Source organism: Streptomyces sp. NPDC086077, from assembly GCF_040686175.1.
GTDB lineage: Bacteria > Actinomycetota > Actinomycetes > Streptomycetales > Streptomycetaceae > Streptomyces.
The window spans coordinates 19282-38857 of record NZ_JBFBJT010000035.1 but is presented as its reverse complement, the minus strand read 5'-3'; the positions used below and the strand labels follow the sequence as shown (position 1 = coordinate 38857).

Genomic DNA, 19576 nt, shown 5'->3' with positions numbered 1-19576 from the left:
GTGCCGGCCGCGCGCTCAACTCCCGGCGATGAGCGTCACGCCGAGGACGATCATGGTGGCGGCGACCAGTCCGTCCAGCACCCGCCAGGCCGTAGGTCTGGCGAGCCAGCGGCCGAGCAGTCGCGCGCCGAAGCCGAGGGCGGCGAACCAGCACAGGCTGGCCGCCACGGCGCCGATCCCGAACGTCCAGCGCAACGGCCCCCGGTCGGCGGCGAGCGAGCCAAGCAGGAAGACGGTGTCGAGGTAGACGTGCGGATTGAGCCAGGTCATCGCCAGACACATGAGCACCGCCCTCCTGCGCGAGCCAGCCGTGTCCCCCTCCGTGCGCAGCGCCCCCTGGGGTCTGACGACCCGGCGGGCGGCCAGGGCGCCGTAGCAGAGCAGGAAGGCGCCGCCGATCCAGCCCACCAGGGTCAGCGCGTCCGGCCAGGCAACCACCACCGCGCCGACCCCGCCGACACCGAGGGCGATCAGGGCGGCGTCGGAGAGCGCGCAGATGCCGACCACGGCGAGGACGGCCTCGCGGCGGACCCCCTGACGCAGGACGAAGGCGTTCTGGGCGCCGATGGCGACGATGAGCGAGAGGCCGGTGCCGAATCCGGCGGCCGCGGCGGAGAGCGCTGGGGACATGCTTCCGACGCTACGGAGACGATCACTGTAGGTACAGCTAAAGATTCTTACGTATCCTTAGCGCAATTGATGTCGACAGCCTCCAGGACGGGCGCGGTGATGACGGAGCTTCCTCTCGACCAGGTGCGGACCCTGCTGGCGGTCGTGGACGAGGGCACCTTCGAGGCGGCGGCCGCCGCGCTGCATGTGACGCCCTCGGCGGTCAGTCAACGGGTGAAGGCCCTGGAGCAGCGCTCGGGGCGGATTCTGCTGATGCGCACGAAGCCGGTGCGGCCGACGGAGTCCGGTGAGGTCGTGGTCCGGCTGGCGCGTCAGCTGGGCCGGCTGGAGCTGGACGCGCGTGCCGAGCTGGGCATGAGCGGCACCGGGGAGGCGACCCGGGTATCCGTCGCGGTGAACTCCGACTCGCTGGCGACCTGGTTCCTCCCGGCGCTCAGCCGCGTCCCGCGGGAGCTGCGGCTCTGCTTCGAGCTGCGCCGCGAGGACCAGGACCACACGGCGGCGCTGCTGCGCGAGGGCCTTGTGATGGCCGCGGTGACGTCGTCGTCGGTGCCCGTGACGGGCTGTACGGTGCGCGCGCTCGGTGTCATGCGGTACGTCGCCGCGGCCAGCCCCGACTTCGCCGAACGGCATCTGGGCGGGCCGCTTGGCGAGACCCTCCCGGACGCGCCGGTCGTGGTCTTCGACCGGCGGGACGACCTCCAGGACGCGTTCGTCCGCCGACTGCGGCGGGGCGGCGGCGCGAGCGCGGAACGGCACTTCGTGCCCACGTCGGACGGCTTCGTCGAGGCCGTCGCGGCGGGTCTCGGCTGGGGGCTGGTCCCCGAGGTCCAGGCCGAGCCGCTGCTGGCCTCGGGCCGCCTGGCTCCACTGGCGCCCGACCGGGCGGTGGACGTGCCGCTGTACTGGCAGCAGTGGAAGCTGGACTCCCCCGCCCTGGCGGCGGTGGCGCGGGCCGTGACGGCGGCGGCCGCGGAGGCTCTGCGTCCGCGGTGACCCAGGGGCACCCTGCGCCAGGCGGTGCCAGGGTGTTCAGCGGGCCAGTGCGGCGGCGTCACCCAGGACGGCCACCGGGTGCCGTTCCGGGTCCAGGCGGCGCAGCAGCTCCTTCATGTGGGGCCGCCGGAGGGTGACGCAGGCCTGCGTGGGCCCGCCGTGGTCGACGTGGAACCAGATGCCGCCGCCCCGCCCGGAGCCGAGCGGCCGGGTCCCGTCGAGGGGCGAGGTGCCGGGCCGGCGGTTGTAGTCGATGGCGACCACGTAGTCGAAGGAACCGGACAGCGGCTCGCCCTCGAAACCGGAACCGGTCGCCGTGAACGCGGCCGAGTGGTCGTACGGCATCCGGGTCCCGGGGTCGGGGAGCAGCCCGCCGGCGTCGGTGAGGCTGTAGACGCCGACCGGTGAGCGCAGGTCACCGAGCCGGTGGTCGTCGGTCCAGCCGTACAGCGCGTTGTGCGCGGGCCAGCTCCCGCGCTCCTGCCAGCCGGCCACCGTCCGCTCGTACAGGACGGCCTCGGACCTCGGGGAGTTCCTGCCGCGGCCGGTCACCACGACCGCCTGGCGTGCGTCGGCGGGTACCTGGGCCCGGGTCAGCGGGCCGAGCCCGGGAAGCTGCCGGGGGCCGGTCGCGAGGGAGGGTTCCGGGGCGGGACCGGGCGCCTTGGCCTCGGCGGCGACAGGCGGGTGCCCGGGCGCCGGGTTCGTGTCCGTGCCCTCGGCGCCGCACGCGGTGAGCAGGAGGGTGGCGGGCAGCAGGAACCGGCAAGCGCGTCTGATCATGTGTCGACCTTGACCGACACGGGTGGGTATCCCCTCGGGTTCCACGGCTGCATCCACCCGCCCGGCGTACGCTCCCGTCACACCTCTCCCCCGTTCGAAAGGCCTCCCGCATGAGTGTCCGAGTCCGACGAGTCTACGAACCGCCGGAGCCCGAGGACGGTGTACGCGTCCTGGTCGACCGGCTGTGGCCGCGTGGTCTGGCCAGGGACGCGGCCCGGGTGGACGAGTGGCCGAAGGGGCTCACCCCGTCCACCGAACTGCGCCAGTGGTACCACGCGGGGGAGGGGTCCTACGAGGAGTTCGCGCGCCGGTACGAGGCGGAGCTGGCCGAGCCCGAGGCGGCGCAGCTACTGGACGGGGTGCGGAAGTTGGCGGCCCGGAGCACCGTGACGCTGGTGACCGGTTCGAAGAACCTGGAGCAGGGCCACGTCGCGGTGCTGGCCCGCCTTCTGGAGTCCTGAGAAGACGGGCCCCGCGCATGTCTCAGCCGGTCTGCCGGGCGGCCGCCCGCCCCGCCGCACGGCCCGAGAACAGGCAGCCGCCGAGGAAGGTGCCCTCCAGCGCGTTGTAGCCGTGCACGCCGCCCCCGCCGAAGCCGGCGACCTCGCCCGCCGCGTACAGCCCGTCGATCGGCTGCCCGTCGGCGCGCAGGGCGCGCGAGTCGAGGTCGGTCTGGATGCCGCCGAGCGTCTTGCGGGTCAGCACGCGCAGCTTGACGCCGATGAGGGGCCCGGCCGCCGGGTCGAGGATGCGGTGCGGGGTGGCGACGCGGCCGAGGCGGTCACCGATGTAGCGGCGGGCGTTGCGGATGCCCTGCACCTGGGCGTCCTTGCCGTAGGAGTTGGCCAACTGCGCGTCGCGGGCCTCGATCTGACGGCGTATCGCCTCGGCGTCGAGGAGCGGCTTGTCGGTGAGGCCGTTCATCTTCTCGACGAGTTGTTCGAGGTTGGGGGCGGTCACGAAGTCGGCGCCGTTGCGCAGGAAGGCCGCCACCGGGCCGGGCGCGCCCTTGCCGAGGACGCGTTCCCGCAGGAACGCCTTGCGGTCCTTGGCCGTGATGTCGGGGTTCTGCTCGGAGCCCGACAGCGCGAACTCCTTCTCGATGATGCGCTGGGTGAGTATGAACCAGGAGTGGTCGTACGCGGCGATGTCCTCGGTGGTACGCAGGTACTTGAGCGTGCCGAGGGTGTCGTAGCCGGGCAGGCAGGGCTCGGGCAGCCGGCGGCCCAGGGCGTCGAACCACATGGGGGACGGCCCGGGCAGGATGCGGATGCCGTGGCCGGGCCAGATCGGGTCCCAGTTCTGCAGGCCCTCGGTGTAGTGCCACATGCGGTCGCGGTTGACCAGGCGTACGCCCGCCTCGGCGCTGATGTCGAGCATGCGGCCGTCGACGTAGGCGGGGACGCCGGTGACCATCTCGGCGGGCGGGGTGCCGAGCCGTTCGGGCCAGTGGCGGCGGACGATGTCGTGGTCGGCGCCGATGCCTCCGGTGGTGACGATCACGGCTTGGGCGGTGAGTTGGAAGTCGCCGGCCGGGTCACGGTTGGAAGCGACGCCGCGCGGGGAGTCGTCCTCGGCCAGCACCGTGCCGCGAACACCGCGGGCGGCGCCGTCCTCGACGACGAGATGGTCGACCCGGTGCCGGTGGTGGAAGGTGAGCAACCCGTCGCGGGCGGCCTGCCTGGCGTACCGCACGAAGGGCTCCACGACCCCGGTGCCCGTGCCCCAGGCGATGTGGAAGCGGGGCACGGAGTTGCCGTGGCCGTCCGCGCGCAGGTTCCCGCGCTCGGCCCAGCCGACCGTGGGCAGGAACTTGATGCCGTGCCCCTCCAGCCAGGACCGCTTCTCCCCCGCCGCGAACTCGACGTAGGCCCGCGCCCAGCGCACCGCCCAGGAGTCCTCGTCGTCGGTCCGGTCGAACCCCGCGCTGCCCTGCCAGTCGCTCCAGGCGAGGTCGAAGGAGTCCTTCACGCCGAGCCTCCGCTGCTCCGGCGTGTCGACGAGGAACAGCCCGCCGAACGACCAGAACGCCTGGCCGCCGAGGTTGGCGGCGTTCTCCTGGTCGACCAGCGCCACCCGGCGTCCCCGGCTGGTGAGTTCATGCGCGGCGACCAGGCCCGCGAGGCCCGCTCCCACGACGATGACGTCGGCGTCCATGGCGATCGTCCCTTCCTGATTCATCGGGGGGTGCCGCCGGCGTCGGTCAGCAGCGCGGTGAGCAGCTGTTTGAGCCACACGCGCGCGTGCTCGACGTCCTTGTCCAGCAGCAGTTGGGTGGTGACTCCGTCGTACGCGGCGACCACCGCGTGGGCGGCGGCGTCGATGCCGCCCAGTACGGCGGGCAGTTCGGTGTGACCGGGGGCGGCCCGGGCGAGGCGCTCGGCGATCGCGCCGCGCAGCCGGGCCCGGTGCTCCAGCAGGGTCTGCGCCACGGCCGCGTCGCGCGCGGCGTGCACCAGGAAGTCCGTCTTGACCAGCAGCCAGTCCAGGTCGAGGAGCAGCACCTCGGTGACCCTGTCGACGGCGGCGGGCACGTCGAGGTCCGGTCCGTCCTGGGCGAGCGCCCCGGAGACCTGCTCGGCGATCAGGTCGGCGCGCTGCCGGTAGAGGGCGAAGAACAGCTCGTCCAGGCTGGCGAAGTTCGAGTAGAAGGCACCCCGGCTGTAGCCGGCGGCCTCGCACACCTCCTCGATCGACACCCGCCCGAAGCCCTTGGCCGCGAAGACCTCGAACGCGGCGTCCAGGAGGTTGGCGCGGGTGCGGACGCGGCGCCTGGTCACGCGCCCGGCTGTTCGCTCCATGTCCGGCCTCCGTTCGATACGCGAATGTATCCGATACATGGATGTATCCAAAGGGTCGTGACGCCCCGGATTTCCGGTCCGTGACGCCGGAGAGCCCGCTGTTGGAACATGCATTCGAATCGGGGTTACGCTGAAGGCATGACCAGGCACCTCCAGGGCTCGCTCTTCGACCAGACCGACGAGGTCCGGCTCGGTCCCCTCGACGGGCTGCGCCGTACCGCGCTCGGCTCGGGCGCCTGGATCGACGTGCTGCCGGGGTGGCTGCACGGGTCGGACACGCTGTTCGAGCAGCTGGCGGCCGAGGTGCCGTGGCGGGCCGAGCGCCGCACGATGTACGACCACGTCGTCGACGTACCGCGGCTACTGGCGTACTACGGCGCGGGCGACCCGCTGCCGCACCCGGTGCTGGCCGAGGCGCGTGAGGCGCTGACCAGGTACTACGCCGACGAGCTCGGCGAGCCGTTCGCCACGGCGGGCCTGTGCCACTACCGCGACGGCCGGGACAGCGTGGCCTGGCACGGCGACCGGATAGGGCGCGGCGCCCGGGAGGACACGATGGTCGCGATCCTGTCCGTCGGCGCACCCCGTGACCTGCTGTTGCGCCCGATGCACGGCGGGGGCGGGACCGTGCGGCGCCCGCTGGGGCACGGCGATCTGATCGTGATGGGCGGCTCCTGCCAGCGGACGTGGGAGCACTGCGTACCGAAGTCGACGCGCGCCGGCGGGCCGCGGATCAGCATCCAGTTCCGCCCCCGGGGAGTGAACTGACTCCGCGCGACCGTGCCGTCCCCGCGCTGCCGCGCGGTGACCGTCCTGGTACACGGGCGGCACGCGGACCCTCCGACCAGGCGGTTCCCCTGATCTGGTTTGCTGTCTCCGTCGGGCGCGGACCTCACCAGGCAGGACGATCATGCGGGCAGATGTGCGGGAAGTCGCCGAGGGTATCCACCTCGTGCACGGCAGCGACACCAACTGGGTGATCGTCAAGGACGGCGACGCCGTCACCCTGGTCGACACCGGCTACCTCGGGGACCGCCAACGGCTCCTCGACTCCCTCGCGGCGGTGGGGAGCACGCCGGAGGCGGTCGCGGCGGTGCTGATCACCCACGCCCACAACGACCACCTCGGCTCGGCGGAGTACCTTCGCGCGACGTACGGCACGCCGGTGTACCTGCACGAGGCGGAAGTGCCGCACGCGCGCCGGGAGTTCCTGCACCAGGTCTCGGTCGGCCGGGTGCTGCGCAACGGCTGGCGTCCGGGCGTGCTGCCGTGGGCCGTGCACGCGCTGCGGTCGGGCGGCACCGCCCACATCCCGGTCGCCTCGCCCGAGCCGTTCCCGGCGGCGGGTCCGCTGGATCTGCCCGGGCGTCCGGTGCCGGTGCACACACCGGGCCACACCGACGGGCACGCCGTCTTCCATCTGCCGGACGCCGGGGTCGTGATCTCCGGGGACGCGCTGGTCAGCGGTCACGCGACCGCACGGATCGAGGGTCCGCAGCTGCTGCCCGACATGTTCCACCGCGAGCGTGCCCGGGCACTGGCCTCGCTGGAGCTGATCGAGGGGCTGGCGGCCGACGTCCTGCTGCCCGGGCACGGTCCGGTCCACAAGGGCCCCGTGCGCGACGCCGCCCGCCGGGCACGGGACCGGGCCCTCTAGGCTCACGCCATGGCTTTGCAGATCAGCGCCACCAACCCGGAGCACCCGGCACTCCTGCTGGAGCTGCCGTGGCACCTGCCGCTGGAGGAGTGGCCGCAGGAGCACCTCGTGCCGCTGCCGCGCGGCATCTCCCGTCACGTGGTGCGCTACGCCCGCGCGGGCAGCGAGGTCGTCGCCGTCAAGGAGCTCGCGCAGCGGCCCGCGCTTCGGGAGTACGAGCTGCTGCGCGACCTGGACCGGCTCGGCATCCCCGCCGTGGACGCCCTCGGCGTGGTCACCGGCCGTACCGACGAGGAGGGCGGCCCGCTGGAGTCGGTGCTGATCACCCGGCACCTCGGCGGCTCGATGCCGTACCGTTCGATGTTCGAGACGACCATGCGCCCGGCGACCATGCACCGGCTGATGGACGCGCTGGCGGTGCTGCTGGTGCGGTTGCACCTGGCCGGATTCGCGTGGGGCGACTGCTCGCTGTCCAACACCCTCTTCCGCCGGGACGCCGGCGCGTACGCCGCGTACCTCGTCGACGCCGAGACGGGCGAACTGCACCCCCGGCTCAGCGACGGCCAGCGCGACTACGACCTCGACCTCGCCCGCGTCAACATCAGCGGCGAGCTGCTCGACCTGGAGGCGTCCGGCGCGCTGCACCCGTCGGTCGACGCCATCGAGTTCGGCACGGAGATCTGCGCCCGCTACCACGGTCTGTGGCGGGAGCTGACCCGCACCTCGGTCTACCCGGCGGGCAAGTACCACTACATAGAGCGCCGGATACGCCGCCTGAACGACCTCGGCTTCGACGTCGCGGAGATGCAGATCGAGCACTCCTCCAACGGCGACACGGTCACCTTCGTGCCCAAGGTCGTCGACGCGGGCCACCACCAGCGGCAGCTGCTACGGCTCACCGGGCTGGACACCGAGGAGAACCAGGCCCGGAGGTTGCTGAACGACCTGGAGAGCTGGATGGCGACCCAGGACGACTACGCGCCTGGCGACCCCCTCGCGGCCCGCCCGGAAGTCCTCGCCCACCGCTGGGTGCGGGAGGTGTTCCGGCCGACGGTGCGCGCCGTGCCGCTGGGCCTGCGCGGCGCGATGGACCCGGCCGAGCTCTACCACCAGCTCCTCGAGCACCGCTGGTACCTCTCGGAGCGGGCCCAGCACGACATAGGGCTCGGCACCGCCGTGAAGGACTACGTCGAGAACATCCTGCCGCGGGCCCGGGAGCCACTGGAGACACCCGCGTCCGAGTGACTCACGCCGGCGGTACGACCGCCACGGGGCACTCCGCGTGGTGCAGGACACCGTGCGCCACCGACCCGATCCGCGCCCCCACCGCCGTCCGGCGCGCGCGGCGGCCGACGACCATCAGCTGGGCGCGCCCGGCGACCGACAGCAGTACCTGCCCCGCGCTGCCCATCTCCACGTGCTCCACCACGTGCACGTCCGGGAACCGCTCCCGCCACGGCTGCACCGCCTCGGCCAGTGCCTTCGTCTCGTACGGCTCCGGGCCGCCCGCCTCGTCCAGCAGCTTCAGCGACCCGGGGCTGTAGGCGAACACCGGCGGCAGCGTCCAGGCCCGCACCGCCCGCACCGTCGCCCCGCGCGCGGCGGCCGTCTCGAACGCGAACCCGAGGGCGGCGGCGCTGTCCTGCGCGTCGCCCTCCTGCCCGACGACGATCTCGCGGCCGTCCACCTCGCTCGTGGCGCGGTCGCCGGACCGCACGAGCACGACCGGGCGCGACGTCCCGGCGATCACCTGTTGCCCGACGGAACCGAGCAGGAAGCCGACGACCCGGCCGTGCCCGCGCGACCCCAGCACCAGCATCTCCGACCGGTCCCCCGCGGCGGCCAGCACGTCGGCGGCGTCGCCCTCGACGATGTCGGTGGTCACCTCCAGGCCGGCGTACCGCCCGCCGACGGTGCGCACGCCCGCGTCCACCGCGTCCCGCACCCATCGCGCCTGCGTCTCGCGGTCGCCCTGCACGGCCTCGTGCGGCTCGTACCGCCACGCGTGCACCACTCGCAGCGCCCGCCCGCGCCGGACGGCCTCGCGGGCCGCCCAGGCCAGTGCGGCGAGGCTCTCCTCCGTGCCGTCGAACCCTGCGGTGATCGGGCGCGTCATCCCGGCTGCCTCCTCGTGTGGCTTTCCCATACGTCACGCTCAGTCTTCCCCACGCCGTCGGCACGAGCCGCTCCGGGGAGGGCGAGCCGCCGGCCGGCCGGGGGCGGCATGCCTGAGCGAAGCGGCGCGATCGAACATACGATGGCCGAAGCCGGGTGCGGTGACGAGGAGGACGCCGCGTCCTGATACCGACCGCTCGGGGTGGGAGACGAATGGCACAGGCCGCCGACGCAGCGCGGACCGTCATCTTGACCGTGGACGACGATCCGGGAGTCTCCCGTGCCGTGGCACGGGACCTCAGGCGGCGCTACGGCGAGTCGTACCGGATCGTGCGCGCGGAGTCCGGCGAGTCCGCGCTGCAGGCGCTGCGCGAGCTGAAGCTGCGCGGCGACCTGGTGGCCGTCATCCTGGCGGATTACCGCATGCCGCAGATGAACGGCATCGAGTTCCTGGAGCAGGCCCTGGACGTGTACCCGGGTGCGCGCCGGGTGCTGCTGACCGCGTACGCCGACACCAACGCGGCGATCGACGCGATCAACGTCGTCGACCTCGACCACTACCTCCTCAAGCCGTGGGACCCGCCCGAGGAGAAGCTCTACCCGGTCCTCGACGACCTGCTGGACGCCTGGCGGCGCAGCGACTACCGGCCCGTGCCCAGCACCAAGGTCGTCGGGCACCGCTGGTCGGCGCGTTCCACGGACGTCCGCGAGTTCCTGGCCCGCAACCAGGTGCCGTACCGCTGGTACTCGGCCGAGGAGCCCGAGGGCCGGCGGCTGCTGGACGCCGCCGGGGCGGACGGGCAGCGGCTGCCGCTGGTGATCACCCCGGACGGCACGCCCCTGGTCGAGCCGGAGACCCCCGAACTCGCCGCACACGTGGGGCTGGCCACGACCCCGAACGCCGACTTCTACGACCTGGTCGTCATCGGCGGCGGCCCGGCCGGTCTCGGCGCGGCGGTGTACGGGGCGTCGGAGGGGCTGCGGACGGTGCTCGTGGAGCGGTCGGCGACGGGCGGGCAGGCCGGGCAGAGCTCACGCATCGAGAACTACCTCGGCTTCCCGGACGGCGTGTCCGGCGCGCAGCTCACCGACCGGGCCCGCCGGCAGGCGTCGAGGTTCGGCGCGGAGATCCTCACCGCGCGTGAGGTGACGGCGCTGGAGGTCAACGGGGCCGCGCGGGTCGTGAAATTCTCGGACGGCTCGGAGATCGCCGCGCACAGCGTGATCCTGGCGACCGGTGTGCAGTACCGCCAACTGGCCGCCCAGGGCTGCGACGAGCTGAACGGCTGCGGGGTGTACTACGGCTCCTCGCTGACCGAAGCGGCCTCGTGCCAGGGCCAGGACGTCTACATCGTGGGTGGCGCCAACTCCGCGGGGCAGGCGGCGATGTACCTCGCCCGGGGTGCCAAGTCGGTGACGCTGCTGGTGCGCGGGCAGTCGCTGGCGGCGTCGATGTCGTACTACCTGATCCAGCAGATCGAGCAGGAGCCGAACATCTCGGTGCGCTGCGGCACGGTCGTCGAGTCCGCGCACGGCTCCGACCACCTGGAGCAGCTGACGCTGCGCGACACGGCGACGGGGCACACCGAACTCGTCGACGCGCAGTGGCTGTTCGTCTTCATCGGCGCGGCGCCGCTGACCGACTGGCTGGGCGCCACGGTGCTGCGCGACCGGCGCGGGTTCATCCTGGCCGGACCCGACCTCACGGCGGACGGGCGGCCGCCGTCGGGCTGGGAGCTGGACAGGCCGCCGTACCACCTGGAGACCAATGTCCCGGGTGTGTTCGTGGCGGGCGATGCGCGCGCCGAGTCCGCCAAGCGGGTCGCGTCCGCCGTCGGGGAGGGAGCCATGGCCGTCATGCTCGTCCACCGTTATCTGGAGCAGTCATGAGCGGTCACCGGATGCCGTGCAACCCACGGGAGATCGGCGCTTTGTTCCTGTTCGAGAGGCTCTCGCCCGAGCAGCTCGAACGGCTGTGCACCGAGGGCAGGGTGGAGCAGTTCGAGGCCGGACCCGTCTACACCGAGGGTGACCCCGCCACCTGCTTCTACGTGATGATCGAGGGCACGGTCGTACTGTCCCGGAGGGTCGGCGCGGACGACGTCGAGGTCACCCGGACCTCGCAGACCGGGGTGTACGCGGGTGCCATGCAGGCCTACCTCGGCGACCGGGTGCGGCAGGTCTACAACAACTCGATGCGCGTGACCGAGCCGACGCGGTTCTTCGTGGTGCCCGCGGACACGTTCGCGAGCATCATGCGGGAGTGGTTCCCGATGGCGGTCCACCTCCTGGAGGGCCTGTTCTTCGGCTCGAAGACCACCCAGCGGATGATCGGGCAGCGGGAACGGCTGCTGGCGCTCGGCTCGTTGTCGGCCGGGCTCACGCACGAGCTGAACAACCCCGCCGCGGCGGCCGTCCGGGCGACGTCCTCGCTGCGGGAGCGGGTGGCGAAGATGCGCCACAAGCTGAGCGTCATCTCGGCGGGACCCTATCCGCGCGAGGCGCTGGCGAACCTCATCGAGATCCAGGACCGCACCGCGGAACGCGTCGCCAAGGCGCCTACCCTGAGCCCGCTGGAGGCCTCGGACCGTGAGGACGCAGTCGGCGACTGGCTCGACGACCACGGCATCCCCGACGGCTGGCGGATCGCGCCCACCTTCGTGCAGGCCGGCCTGGACCTGGACTGGCTGGACCAGATCGCGGCGGCCGTGGACGAGGAGATCCTGCCGGGCGCGATCGGGTGGCTCAACTACACGGTCGAGACCGAGCTGCTGATGGACGAGATCCTGGACTCCACGACCCGGATCTCCCACCTCGTGGACGCGGCGAAGCAGTACTCGCAGCTCGACCGCGCCCCCTACCGGATGGCCGACGTGCACGAACTCCTCGACAGCACCCTCCTGATGCTGTCAGGCAAGATCGGCCCGCAGATCAAGGTCGTCAAGGACTACGACCGTACGCTCCCGAAGGTCCCCGCCTATCCGGCGGAGCTCAACCAGGTGTGGACCAACCTGATCGACAACGCGGTCTCCGCGATCAACAGCGACGGCGGCGAGGGGGCGTTGACGGTGCGGACGGCGCGGGACCGCGAGTGCCTGCTGGTGGAGTTCCGCGACACCGGCCCCGGGGTGCCACCCGAGATCCGGGACCGTATCTTCGACCCCTTCTTCACCACCAAGCCCGTGGGTGAGGGCACCGGGCTCGGCCTGGACATCTCCTGGCGGATCGTGGTCAACAAGCACCACGGCACTCTCCAGGTGGAGTCCGCACCGGGCGACACCCGGTTCCAGGTACTGCTTCCGCTCACCGCCACAGAGGACGAGACGGCCCCCGAGGAGTCGGCATGACCAGTGACACCAGCGGCATCGACCCGAGCGTGCCGCCCAGCGGGACGGGATGCACGGAGTGCGACGAGGCCGGGGGGTGGTGGTTCCACCTGCGGCGCTGCGCCCAGTGCGGGCACATCGGCTGCTGCGACTCCTCGCCCGCCCAGCACGCCACGGCGCACTACGAGGCGACCGGGCATCCGGTGATGCGCAGCTTCGAACCGGGCGAGGAGTGGTTCTGGAACTTCGCGACGAAGGAGGTGTACGACGCCGGGCCCGAGCTGGCGCCTCCGGTATGCCATCCCGCGGACCAGCCGACGCCGGGCCCTGCCGGGCGGGTGCCCGCCGACTGGGCCCGCACGTTGCGGCAGTGAGGGCCCGTCCGCCCGGTCAGTCGGTGGCCGTCGGCGCGTTCGCGCGGGGCCCGGCGGCGCACTCGAGGCTCTTGAGGTCGACGGAATCGGCGAGCGCCTGCATCCCCTTGTCGTTGGGGTGCAGGTGGTCGCCGTTGTCGAAGAACGGCATGATCCGCTCGGGGTCGTAGGGGCTGCGCAGGATGCGGTCGAAGTCGGCCACGGCGTCGAACGTGCCGCTGTCCCGGATGAACGCGTTGACCTCCTGCCGTACGGCCTCGGCGGCCGGATCCCACTCCGACCAGCCTTTGAAGGGCCCCACGGTGGCGCCGACGACGCACTTGCCCGCCGCGTGCGACCGCTCGGCGATCTCCCGGTAGCCGGCGACGAGGTCCCCGGCGGTGACGCCGGTGTGGGCCTTGATGTCGTTGACGCCCTCGAACACGAGGACCGTGCGGACGCCCGGGTGGGACAGCACGTCGCGCTCCAGCCGGTTCAGGGCGCTGCGCCCGGCCCCGTCGGCCAGGACCTTGTTGCCCGAGATCCCCTCGTTGGCCACGCCCCGCACGGTCGCCCCGGGCGCCGCCGCGAGCCTGCGGGCGAGGTAGTCGGGCCAGCGGCGGTTCAGGTCGGCGCTGGACTCCCAGCCGTCGGTGATGGAATCGCCGAGGGCGGCCACTGCGCCTGTCGTGGCGCTCGTCCGGACGGTGACGGCGTCGAGGTAGAACCAGGAGCCGATGGTGTCGGTGAAGTGGCCGGCGCCCTCCTCGGCCGCGTGGTCGCCCTGCGCCGCGTACGAGGTCTGCATGGCCATGCCGTGGCCGGTCGCGGGACCGGCCGCGTCGGGGCTGTGCAGGCTGATCACGAGGTTCAGGCCGGCGGCGGCCTTGCCGGGCAGCGGGTCGCTGAGGACGGTGGCGCCCGCGGGGACGGTGACGGACCGCGCGCCGGCGAAGGTGAGCCGGCGGTTGCTGCCGGGGACCAGCGCGGCGCCCGCCCGCTGGATGCCGGCGTGGACGCTGTCGAAGGTCACCGGCCGGTCCCCGAAGGCGTTGGAGAGCCGGATCCGCAGAGCGTCGCCCCCGACGCTGGTGCGCACCACCAGCCGGTAGCTGCGGTCGGCGACGGCCTCACCCACGCGGTCGGCACTGGCGCCCCAGGTGATGACGTCGTGCCTGGCCGGCGCCGCCTGCGCCGCCAGCGGGACCTGCGGCACCGCCGCCACCAGCAGCACGCCGATCACCCGCGCCAGCCGTACGCGACGGCCGCTCACCGGCCGAGGTCCTTCAGCGTGACGGACTGCCCCGGCTCGAGTGTGACCGTCCGGGAGGCGCCCCCGTACGCCACGGCCGTGATCCGGCCGCCGACACTGCGGAGCCGGACCGAGGTCGGCTTCCCGTCCCGCCAGTGCAGGTCCACGACGAAGCCGCCACGCGCGGCGACGCCCTTGACGTGGCCGGCGGCGGCCCAGGCGTCGGGGAGGGCCGGGAGGAGTTCCAGGTGGCCGGGGCGGGAGTAGAGGAGCATCTCGCTCAGGGCGGCCGGCGTGCCGAAGTTCGCGTCGATCTGGAAGATGCCGCGGCCCTGCTCGACCTCGTAGATGTCGAACAGGTTGAAGGCGGTGCCGTTGGTGCCGCCGGTGGACGGACGCAGATTGTTCACAATGAGCTGGTAGGCCTTCTCGGCGTTCTTCAAACGGGCCCAGCACAGCGCGCGCCAGGCGTTCGCCCAGCCGAAGCTGTTCATACCGCGCGCGGTGAGCTGCGCGGTGGCGCCGTCGACGACGTCCTTCGGGGTGGAGCCGTCGGGGCGGATGCGGTCGCCCGGGAACAACCCGACCAGCCCGGACAGGTGCCGGTGCGTCGTCTCGCCCAGGTTGTCCGGCGACATCCACTCCTGGAGCCAGCCCGTCTTAGGGCTCACCTCGGGCAGGTAGAGCTTCCTGCGCAGTCCCGCGATCGTGCCCGCGTAGCCTGCGTCCTTGTTCAGCCGGGCGGACGCGGCGCAGAAGTTGCCGAAGAGCGCCCACACCAGCTCCTGGGCGTAGGTGATGCCCTTGGCGTCGAGCGGGCCGTGCTCGGGCGACCAGTCGCTGTCCGCGATCAGCACCTCACGGGAGGTGCCGGGCAGGGTGGTGGTCAGCAGCCGCGCCTCCCAGAACTCACAGGCGCCCTTCAGCAGCGGGTAGATCTTCGCCAGGTGGTCGCGGGACTCGGTGTACTCGTAGTGCTCGAACAGGCTGTTGCAGAGCCAGGCGTTGCCCGCGGGGTGCCACCACCAGCCGTTGCCGCCGTGCGGGTTGGTGGAGATGGCCACCGTCCAGCCGGCGATCCTGCCGCTGGAGTTGCGGTAGCGGTTGCGCGGGTCGTTGAAGAGCTTGTGCGTGAGCTCGGTCCAGGACGGGAGCTGGGCGAGGCAGTAGTCGGTCAGCGCGTCGAAGCACGGGGACAGACCGGTGCGGTCGGCCATCCAGTAGTTCATCTGGATGTTGATGTCGGTGTGGTAATCGCCCATCCAGTCCGGATCGTTGCCGTCGAGCCACAGCCCCTGGAGGTTCAGGGGCAGGCTGCCGCGGGAGCCGGAGATCATCAGGTAGCGGCCGTACTGGAGGTACGCCGCCTCCAGTTCGGGGTCGGGGACCTCGTCCCGGGCGCGTGCCTTCAGCCGCTCCCAGGTGTCCAGCGCGCGCTGCTCGGCGGTCGACTCGCCGAGGGAGAGGTCCAGTCGGCCGTACAGGTCGCGGTAGTCGGCGACATGGGTGCGCAGCAGGGTGCCGGCCGGATGGGCGGCGGCGGCGCGCACCTTCGTACGGGCCAGCCGCTCGGGGTCGAGGGACGGATCGCGGTAGTGGGTGGCGGCGTCGGGCGCGTAGTTGGTGCCGCCGCTGACCACCACCGTGAGCTCCTTGCACCCGGTGAAGTCGATCCGGGAGCCGCTCACCGCGACGCGCCCGCCGCTGCCGCGGGCCGCGACGGCGGCGCCGTAGCGCAGCCCGTTCGGCAGGGCGGCCCCGAAGGACTCCGCGCCCGCCTTCTCGCCGTGGGTGCCGTCCAGGGTGATGGTGCCGGTGTACCGGCCGCCGCCGCTCTGGGTGAAGTGCAGGACGATCACGTCGTCGGGCCGGCTGGCGAACACCTGCCGCCGGTAGGTGACCTCGGAACGGACGTAGGAGGAGGCCACGACGCCCTGGGCCAGGTCGAGGGTGCGGCGGTAGCCGGTGACGGCGGACAGGTCGTGGTCGGGGATGTCGACGGTGAGCCGGGCGAGCAGCGTGAAGGAGCCGAAGTCGGCGCGGCCGTAAGGGAACTGACCGTCGGCGTCGAGGGTGTCGTTGAGGCCGCCGGTCCACATCGTGGCATCGGTGAGCAGCAGCAGTTCGCGGCCGGGGTCGTTGCTCGCGAGGGCGCCGAGGCGGCCGTTGCCGACGGGCAGGCCCTGTTCGATCATCGAGTGGGCGTCGCCCGGGGCCCGCCACCACAGGGTGTCGCGTGCGGTGCCGGTGGGGAGCGGCGCGTCGGCGGCGGGCCGCCGGGGTGCGGCGGACGCGGTGAAGGCGGGCAGACCCGCGAGGGCGGTGGCGAGGCCGGCCGTCGTGGCGGCGGAGAGCAGGGTTCTTCTGCTGGGTGCGGACATACGGGCGGCTCCCGGTACGAGGAGGGGAGGGACCCGGCCGGCGCCGGGTCCCTCGGGGTTCAGAGCGACTTCGGTACGTCGATCCGGTCGACGTCCGGCGCGTAGCCGGAACCGCTGTCGAGCGTGATCGTGTTGGCGCCCGCCTTCAGCTTCACGGGCACGCTGACGGTGGCGGCGGTCCCCCAGTCGCCGGTGGAGGCGAACTTGTGGCGCACCGCGCCGCCTCCGTTGGCCGAGACGTCGAGCGTGCGCGGGTCACCGCTGACGTAGGCGACCTTGACCTGGTAGGTGCCGGCCTTGGCGACGACCACGTCGTTGAAGGTGACCTTGCCGCCGAGGTAGAGGTTGCCGACCTTGCGCTCGCCGGAGCAGGCGGTGCAGTCGGCGACGGAGGCCTGGCCGCCGAGGGTGTTGGCCGGGGACTCGGCCTCGTAGCCGGTCGTGGTGACGGCGGTGCCGCGCGGGGTGACGGTGAAGAGACGGGAGCCGTGGGCGGGCAGGGCCTGGGTGATGCCGCCTCGGTGGGAGCCCAGGTTCTCGCGGTTCCACAGGTCGCGCACGTCCGCCTTGCCGGTGAAGCCGAGCATGCCCCAGTCGGCGGTGACGGCGGCCGGCGCGTCACCGAGGTTGAACAGTGCCACGGTGTAGGTGCCGTCGGGGTTCTTCGCCGCCCACACCTGCTGCGGGTCGGACGGCGTGACCGGCTTCGCGGGCGGCGCGGCGGCCTGGTTGACGGCGATGACCTCACGGTTGGTCAGCAGGGAGAGACCGTAGGAGTCGAGCCGGGTCAGGTCGTCGCCGCTGAACAGCGGGGACTTGGCGATGGCCCACAGGGTGGCCTGGCTCTGCCGTTCGGCCTTCGTCAGGCCGTCCATCTCGCCGTTGCCGACGAGGAGCGCGTCGAGGTCGTTCCAGCCGCCCGGGCCCGCGTGCCGGGTCCAGGCGGGGGTGTCGTCCCAGCGGTCGACGACGCTGTTCTCCCAGGTGGCGAGGGTGTTGCAGTAGCACTCGACATCGGTGTCGATACGCCAGCCGTTGGAGTACTTCTTCCAGTCCTCGGCGTGCCCGATGTCCAGGGACCAGGACAGTTCGAGGTGGATCGGCCGGCCGGCGGTGGCGATGGCCTTCTGCCAGGCGGCCACGTCGGCGACGTTGTCGTAGTTGTCGCCGCTCTTGAAGGAGCCGGGGCCGACGCCGTCGAGCTTGAGGAAGTCGTAGCCCCAGTCGGCGAAGAGCCGGGCCTGGGAGTCGATGTACTTCTGCGCGCAGGGGTCCGCGAAGTCGATCTTGTAGGCGCTGTCCCAGCCGTTGGTGGTGCGCAGGTCGTCGTGGACGATGTCGGCGGTGGTGCAGCCCTCGGCGTTCCAGATCGGCACCTTGCCCTCGCCGTACGCCTCCTTCTCCAGGCCGACGGGGAGGTAGATCCCCGCCTTGAGTCCCTTGGCGTGGATGTGGTCGGCGACGGCCTTCATCCCCCGGGGGAAGCGGTCCGGGTCGGCCTTCTGCCGGCCGTGGTCGTCGAACCAGGGCTTCCACGCCTTGTCACGCCACCAGCCGGCGTCGATGTTGACGTACTCGTAGCCGTACCGCTTCAGCTTCGTGGCCATGGCGTCGGTCTGCTTCAGGACGTTCGCCTCGGTGAGATAGCTGTAGTCGCCGTCCGGGTTGAGGCCCGGGTACTTCGACGACTGCATGCTCCAGCTCGACCAGCCCATGTACGGCTTGGCGGCGAGCGCCGGGGCGGCGGTGCCGGACGCGGCCCGGTCGGGGGCGGCGGTGCCGGCCGGGGTCTGGGCCTGGGCCGCCGGGACGGCGGTGGCGAGGCCCGCCGTGAGGGCGAGGACGACGACGGCTCTCAGGCCGCGTGCGGGCAGGACGGAGTACGAGGGTGACCGCATGGGTCGTACCTCCTGGGCTCGGTACAGCTGGGGGTGGGTCGGGCTAGTTCTGGTCCGTGGTGATGAAGCTCTGGATCGCGGTCGCGGCGGCGCCGCGTGCCCATTCCTCGAAGGGCAGCGGCCGGGTCCGTACGGCACACTGGGCGGCCGAGCCGAAGGCGGCCGCCGCGAAGGCGTCGCGGATCTGCTCGGCGAACAGGTCGTAGGCGGCCAGTCCCTCGCCGGAGATGGTCACCAGTTCGGGTCCGAAGAGGTTGGCCACCGTGGCGATGCCCCGGCCGATCGCCTCACCCGCGCGCGCGTACACCGCGCGGGCGCCGGCGTCGCCCCCGTGCGCGAGGGCCAGGGCCGCGGCGGCGTCGGCGACCTGGACTCCCGTCACCTCCCTGACCCGGGCGAGGATCGCCTCTTCCCCGGCGATGGCCTCGACGCAGCCCCGGTTGCCGCAGTGGCACGGCGGGCCGGCCGGGTCGATCGCCACGTGCCCGATCTCGCCGGCCACACCGTGCGCCCCGGCGACGACCCGACCGTGCACGACGAGGCCGCAGCCGATACCCGCGCCGACGGTGACCACGGCGAAGTCGGACAGGCCCACCCCGGCGCCGAACCACTGCTCGGCGACCGTCAGGGCGCGTACGTCGTTGTCGACGGTGACCGGCAGTCCGGTCGTCATGGCGGCGAGTTCGGCGAGCGGTACGTCGCGCCACTCCAGGAACGGCGAGTAGCGAACGGCTCCCGCCGCGCGGTCGACGTCGCCGGAGACCGCGAGTCCGATGCCCCGCACCCGGACGCCGAAGCCGTCCGCCTCGGTGAGCAACTCGCGTACCAGTTCCGCGATCTGCGCCAGGACCGGCTTGGGGTCGCGGTCGGGCAGCGGCAGGTGGCGTGCGACGCGGATGCGGCAGCACAGGTCGGTGAGGACGCCGATGAGTTCGTCGCCGGTCACCTTGACCCCGATGAACAGCGCCCGGCCGCCGTCGACGCGCACCGGGTTCGCCGGCCTGCCCAGCGCGCGGCGGGCCTCCTCGTCCGCGTCCTCCACCAGATAACCGGCCTCGATCAGGGGCCGGACCGCCTTGGTCACCGCGGCGGCGGACAGCCCGGTCCGCTCGGCCATCTCGGAGCGGGTGAGCGGGCCGTGGGACAGGACGGTGGTGAAGATCTGCGAGGCGGCCGGCGTAGGGACCGGGAACACCTCGACAGGGGAGGTCGAGGGCATGGCGGGAACCTAGGCGGCTTATTTTCCGCTGTCAATGAAAGAAGCAGGAATCAACACAAGGTTGAGTTGATCTGCCGTCAGACTTTCAATTGCAAGACACTTATGGGCTGTTGTGCACTGATCGAAGGCTGCCCGGTCGGCGTCCCCGGGTCCACCGACCCCCGA

17 protein-coding genes are annotated in these 19576 nt (G+C 72.4%); 8 read left to right on the top strand and 9 right to left on the bottom strand.

The genetic code is table 11. From position 1 onward, the window contains the following. Window positions 1-15: 15 nt before the first annotated feature. Complete coding sequence (locus tag AB0O67_RS13245) at window positions 16-630, bottom strand: LysE/ArgO family amino acid transporter (protein WP_365449299.1); 615 nt, start codon at window positions 628-630, stop codon at window positions 16-18. A 99-nt stretch (window positions 631-729) separates the two neighbouring features. On the opposite strand from AB0O67_RS13245, the gene AB0O67_RS13240 reads away from it, so the two are divergent. Next, entirely contained in the window at window positions 730-1626 is an 897-nt protein-coding gene (locus AB0O67_RS13240; protein ID WP_365449297.1) for a LysR family transcriptional regulator ArgP, read from the top strand. A 36-nt stretch (window positions 1627-1662) separates the two neighbouring features. Here AB0O67_RS13240 and AB0O67_RS13235 read toward each other — a convergent pair whose 3' ends face one another. Beyond that, a complete protein-coding gene (locus AB0O67_RS13235; protein WP_365449295.1) occupies window positions 1663-2409 on the bottom strand; it encodes a hypothetical protein in 747 nt (248 codons plus the stop codon). 110 nt (window positions 2410-2519) lie between these two features. Here AB0O67_RS13235 and AB0O67_RS13230 point away from each other — a divergent pair, with 110 nt between their 5' ends. Further along, window positions 2520-2870 (top strand): DUF488 family protein, encoded by a 351-nt coding sequence (locus AB0O67_RS13230; RefSeq protein ID WP_365449293.1) that lies wholly within the window; start codon window positions 2520-2522, stop codon window positions 2868-2870. A 22-nt stretch (window positions 2871-2892) separates the two neighbouring features. Here the strand turns inward: AB0O67_RS13230 and AB0O67_RS13225 are convergent, their stop codons facing one another. Together AB0O67_RS13225 and AB0O67_RS13220 are read right to left on the bottom strand one after the other, a co-directional pair. Further along, the gene (locus AB0O67_RS13225; RefSeq protein WP_365449291.1) at window positions 2893-4566 is read right to left on the bottom strand and encodes an FAD-binding dehydrogenase; all 1674 of its coding nucleotides are present in this window, start codon (window positions 4564-4566) and stop codon (window positions 2893-2895) included. 20 nt (window positions 4567-4586) lie between these two features. Then, window positions 4587-5210, bottom strand: coding sequence for a helix-turn-helix domain-containing protein (locus AB0O67_RS13220; RefSeq protein ID WP_365449289.1), 624 nt, complete (start codon window positions 5208-5210; stop codon window positions 4587-4589). Window positions 5211-5348: 138 nt separating this feature from the next. Here AB0O67_RS13220 and AB0O67_RS13215 point away from each other — a divergent pair, with 138 nt between their 5' ends. The 3 genes from AB0O67_RS13215 to AB0O67_RS13205 all read left to right on the top strand — a co-directional run bounded on the left by AB0O67_RS13215 (window position 5349) and on the right by AB0O67_RS13205 (window position 8112). Further along, window positions 5349-5978 carry an alpha-ketoglutarate-dependent dioxygenase AlkB gene (locus AB0O67_RS13215; RefSeq protein ID WP_365449287.1) on the top strand — a complete coding sequence of 210 codons (630 nt, stop codon included), beginning with the start codon at window positions 5349-5351 and terminating at the stop codon, window positions 5976-5978. Between the two features lie 142 nt (window positions 5979-6120). Beyond that, complete coding sequence (locus AB0O67_RS13210; protein WP_365449285.1) at window positions 6121-6867, top strand: MBL fold metallo-hydrolase; 747 nt, start codon at window positions 6121-6123, stop codon at window positions 6865-6867. A 9-nt stretch (window positions 6868-6876) separates the two neighbouring features. Further along, a complete protein-coding gene (locus AB0O67_RS13205) occupies window positions 6877-8112 on the top strand; it encodes a DUF4032 domain-containing protein (RefSeq protein ID WP_365449283.1) in 1236 nt (411 codons plus the stop codon). A gap of 1 nt (window position 8113) precedes the next feature. Here the strand turns inward: AB0O67_RS13205 and AB0O67_RS13200 are convergent, their stop codons facing one another. Next, window positions 8114-8983 (bottom strand): universal stress protein, encoded by an 870-nt coding sequence (locus AB0O67_RS13200; RefSeq protein ID WP_365449281.1) that lies wholly within the window; start codon window positions 8981-8983, stop codon window positions 8114-8116. 212 nt (window positions 8984-9195) lie between these two features. On the opposite strand from AB0O67_RS13200, the gene AB0O67_RS13195 reads away from it, so the two are divergent. The 3 genes from AB0O67_RS13195 to AB0O67_RS13185 are packed head-to-tail and all read left to right on the top strand — an operon-like array spanning window position 9196 to window position 12682. Next, the gene (locus AB0O67_RS13195) at window positions 9196-10872 is read left to right on the top strand and encodes an FAD-dependent oxidoreductase (protein WP_365449279.1); all 1677 of its coding nucleotides are present in this window, start codon (window positions 9196-9198) and stop codon (window positions 10870-10872) included. Then, window positions 10869-12329: an ATP-binding protein gene (locus tag AB0O67_RS13190; RefSeq protein WP_365449277.1), complete on the top strand. Its 1461-nt coding sequence runs from the start codon at window positions 10869-10871 to the stop codon at window positions 12327-12329. Before AB0O67_RS13195 ends, AB0O67_RS13190 begins: the two co-directional genes overlap by 4 nt. Further along, window positions 12326-12682: a UBP-type zinc finger domain-containing protein gene (locus AB0O67_RS13185; RefSeq protein ID WP_365449275.1), complete on the top strand. Its 357-nt coding sequence runs from the start codon at window positions 12326-12328 to the stop codon at window positions 12680-12682. Before AB0O67_RS13190 ends, AB0O67_RS13185 begins: the two co-directional genes overlap by 4 nt. A 16-nt stretch (window positions 12683-12698) precedes the next feature. On the opposite strand, the gene AB0O67_RS13180 is transcribed toward AB0O67_RS13185, so the two are convergent. Genes AB0O67_RS13180 through AB0O67_RS13165 form a run of 4 tightly spaced genes read right to left on the bottom strand, consistent with a single transcriptional unit; the run spans window position 12699 to window position 19411 of the window. Beyond that, window positions 12699-13934 (bottom strand): SGNH/GDSL hydrolase family protein, encoded by a 1236-nt coding sequence (locus AB0O67_RS13180; RefSeq protein ID WP_365449273.1) that lies wholly within the window; start codon window positions 13932-13934, stop codon window positions 12699-12701. Further along, window positions 13931-16294: a glycoside hydrolase N-terminal domain-containing protein gene (locus AB0O67_RS13175; protein ID WP_365449271.1), complete on the bottom strand. Its 2364-nt coding sequence runs from the start codon at window positions 16292-16294 to the stop codon at window positions 13931-13933. Before AB0O67_RS13175 ends, AB0O67_RS13180 begins: the two co-directional genes overlap by 4 nt. Before the next feature lie 59 nt (window positions 16295-16353). Further along, entirely contained in the window at window positions 16354-18192 is a 1839-nt protein-coding gene (locus AB0O67_RS13170) for a CBM35 domain-containing protein (RefSeq protein WP_365449269.1), read from the bottom strand. Between the two features lie 43 nt (window positions 18193-18235). Then, window positions 18236-19411 carry an ROK family transcriptional regulator gene (locus tag AB0O67_RS13165; RefSeq protein WP_365449267.1) on the bottom strand — a complete coding sequence of 392 codons (1176 nt, stop codon included), beginning with the start codon at window positions 19409-19411 and terminating at the stop codon, window positions 18236-18238. Window positions 19412-19576 lie beyond the last annotated feature (165 nt).

Excerpts from the sequence above, each read along its gene's own strand:
- AB0O67_RS13245 (WP_365449299.1), bottom strand. The coding sequence starts at position 630 with ATGTCCCCAGCGCTCTCCGCCGCGGCCGCCGGATTCGGCACCGGCCTC.
- AB0O67_RS13240 (WP_365449297.1), top strand. The coding sequence starts at position 730 with ATGACGGAGCTTCCTCTCGACCAGGTGCGGACCCTGCTGGCGGTCGTG.
- AB0O67_RS13235 (WP_365449295.1), bottom strand. The coding sequence starts at position 2,409 with ATGATCAGACGCGCTTGCCGGTTCCTGCTGCCCGCCACCCTCCTGCTC.
- AB0O67_RS13230 (WP_365449293.1), top strand. The coding sequence starts at position 2,520 with ATGAGTGTCCGAGTCCGACGAGTCTACGAACCGCCGGAGCCCGAGGAC.
- AB0O67_RS13225 (WP_365449291.1), bottom strand. The coding sequence starts at position 4,566 with ATGGACGCCGACGTCATCGTCGTGGGAGCGGGCCTCGCGGGCCTGGTC.
- AB0O67_RS13220 (WP_365449289.1), bottom strand. The coding sequence starts at position 5,210 with ATGGAGCGAACAGCCGGGCGCGTGACCAGGCGCCGCGTCCGCACCCGC.
- AB0O67_RS13215 (WP_365449287.1), top strand. The coding sequence starts at position 5,349 with ATGACCAGGCACCTCCAGGGCTCGCTCTTCGACCAGACCGACGAGGTC.
- AB0O67_RS13210 (WP_365449285.1), top strand. The coding sequence starts at position 6,121 with ATGCGGGCAGATGTGCGGGAAGTCGCCGAGGGTATCCACCTCGTGCAC.
- AB0O67_RS13205 (WP_365449283.1), top strand. The coding sequence starts at position 6,877 with ATGGCTTTGCAGATCAGCGCCACCAACCCGGAGCACCCGGCACTCCTG.
- AB0O67_RS13200 (WP_365449281.1), bottom strand. The coding sequence starts at position 8,983 with ATGACGCGCCCGATCACCGCAGGGTTCGACGGCACGGAGGAGAGCCTC.
- AB0O67_RS13195 (WP_365449279.1), top strand. The coding sequence starts at position 9,196 with ATGGCACAGGCCGCCGACGCAGCGCGGACCGTCATCTTGACCGTGGAC.
- AB0O67_RS13190 (WP_365449277.1), top strand. The coding sequence starts at position 10,869 with ATGAGCGGTCACCGGATGCCGTGCAACCCACGGGAGATCGGCGCTTTG.
- AB0O67_RS13185 (WP_365449275.1), top strand. The coding sequence starts at position 12,326 with ATGACCAGTGACACCAGCGGCATCGACCCGAGCGTGCCGCCCAGCGGG.
- AB0O67_RS13175 (WP_365449271.1), bottom strand. The coding sequence starts at position 16,294 with ATGTCCGCACCCAGCAGAAGAACCCTGCTCTCCGCCGCCACGACGGCC.
- AB0O67_RS13170 (WP_365449269.1), bottom strand. The coding sequence starts at position 18,192 with ATGCGGTCACCCTCGTACTCCGTCCTGCCCGCACGCGGCCTGAGAGCC.
- AB0O67_RS13165 (WP_365449267.1), bottom strand. The coding sequence starts at position 19,411 with ATGCCCTCGACCTCCCCTGTCGAGGTGTTCCCGGTCCCTACGCCGGCC.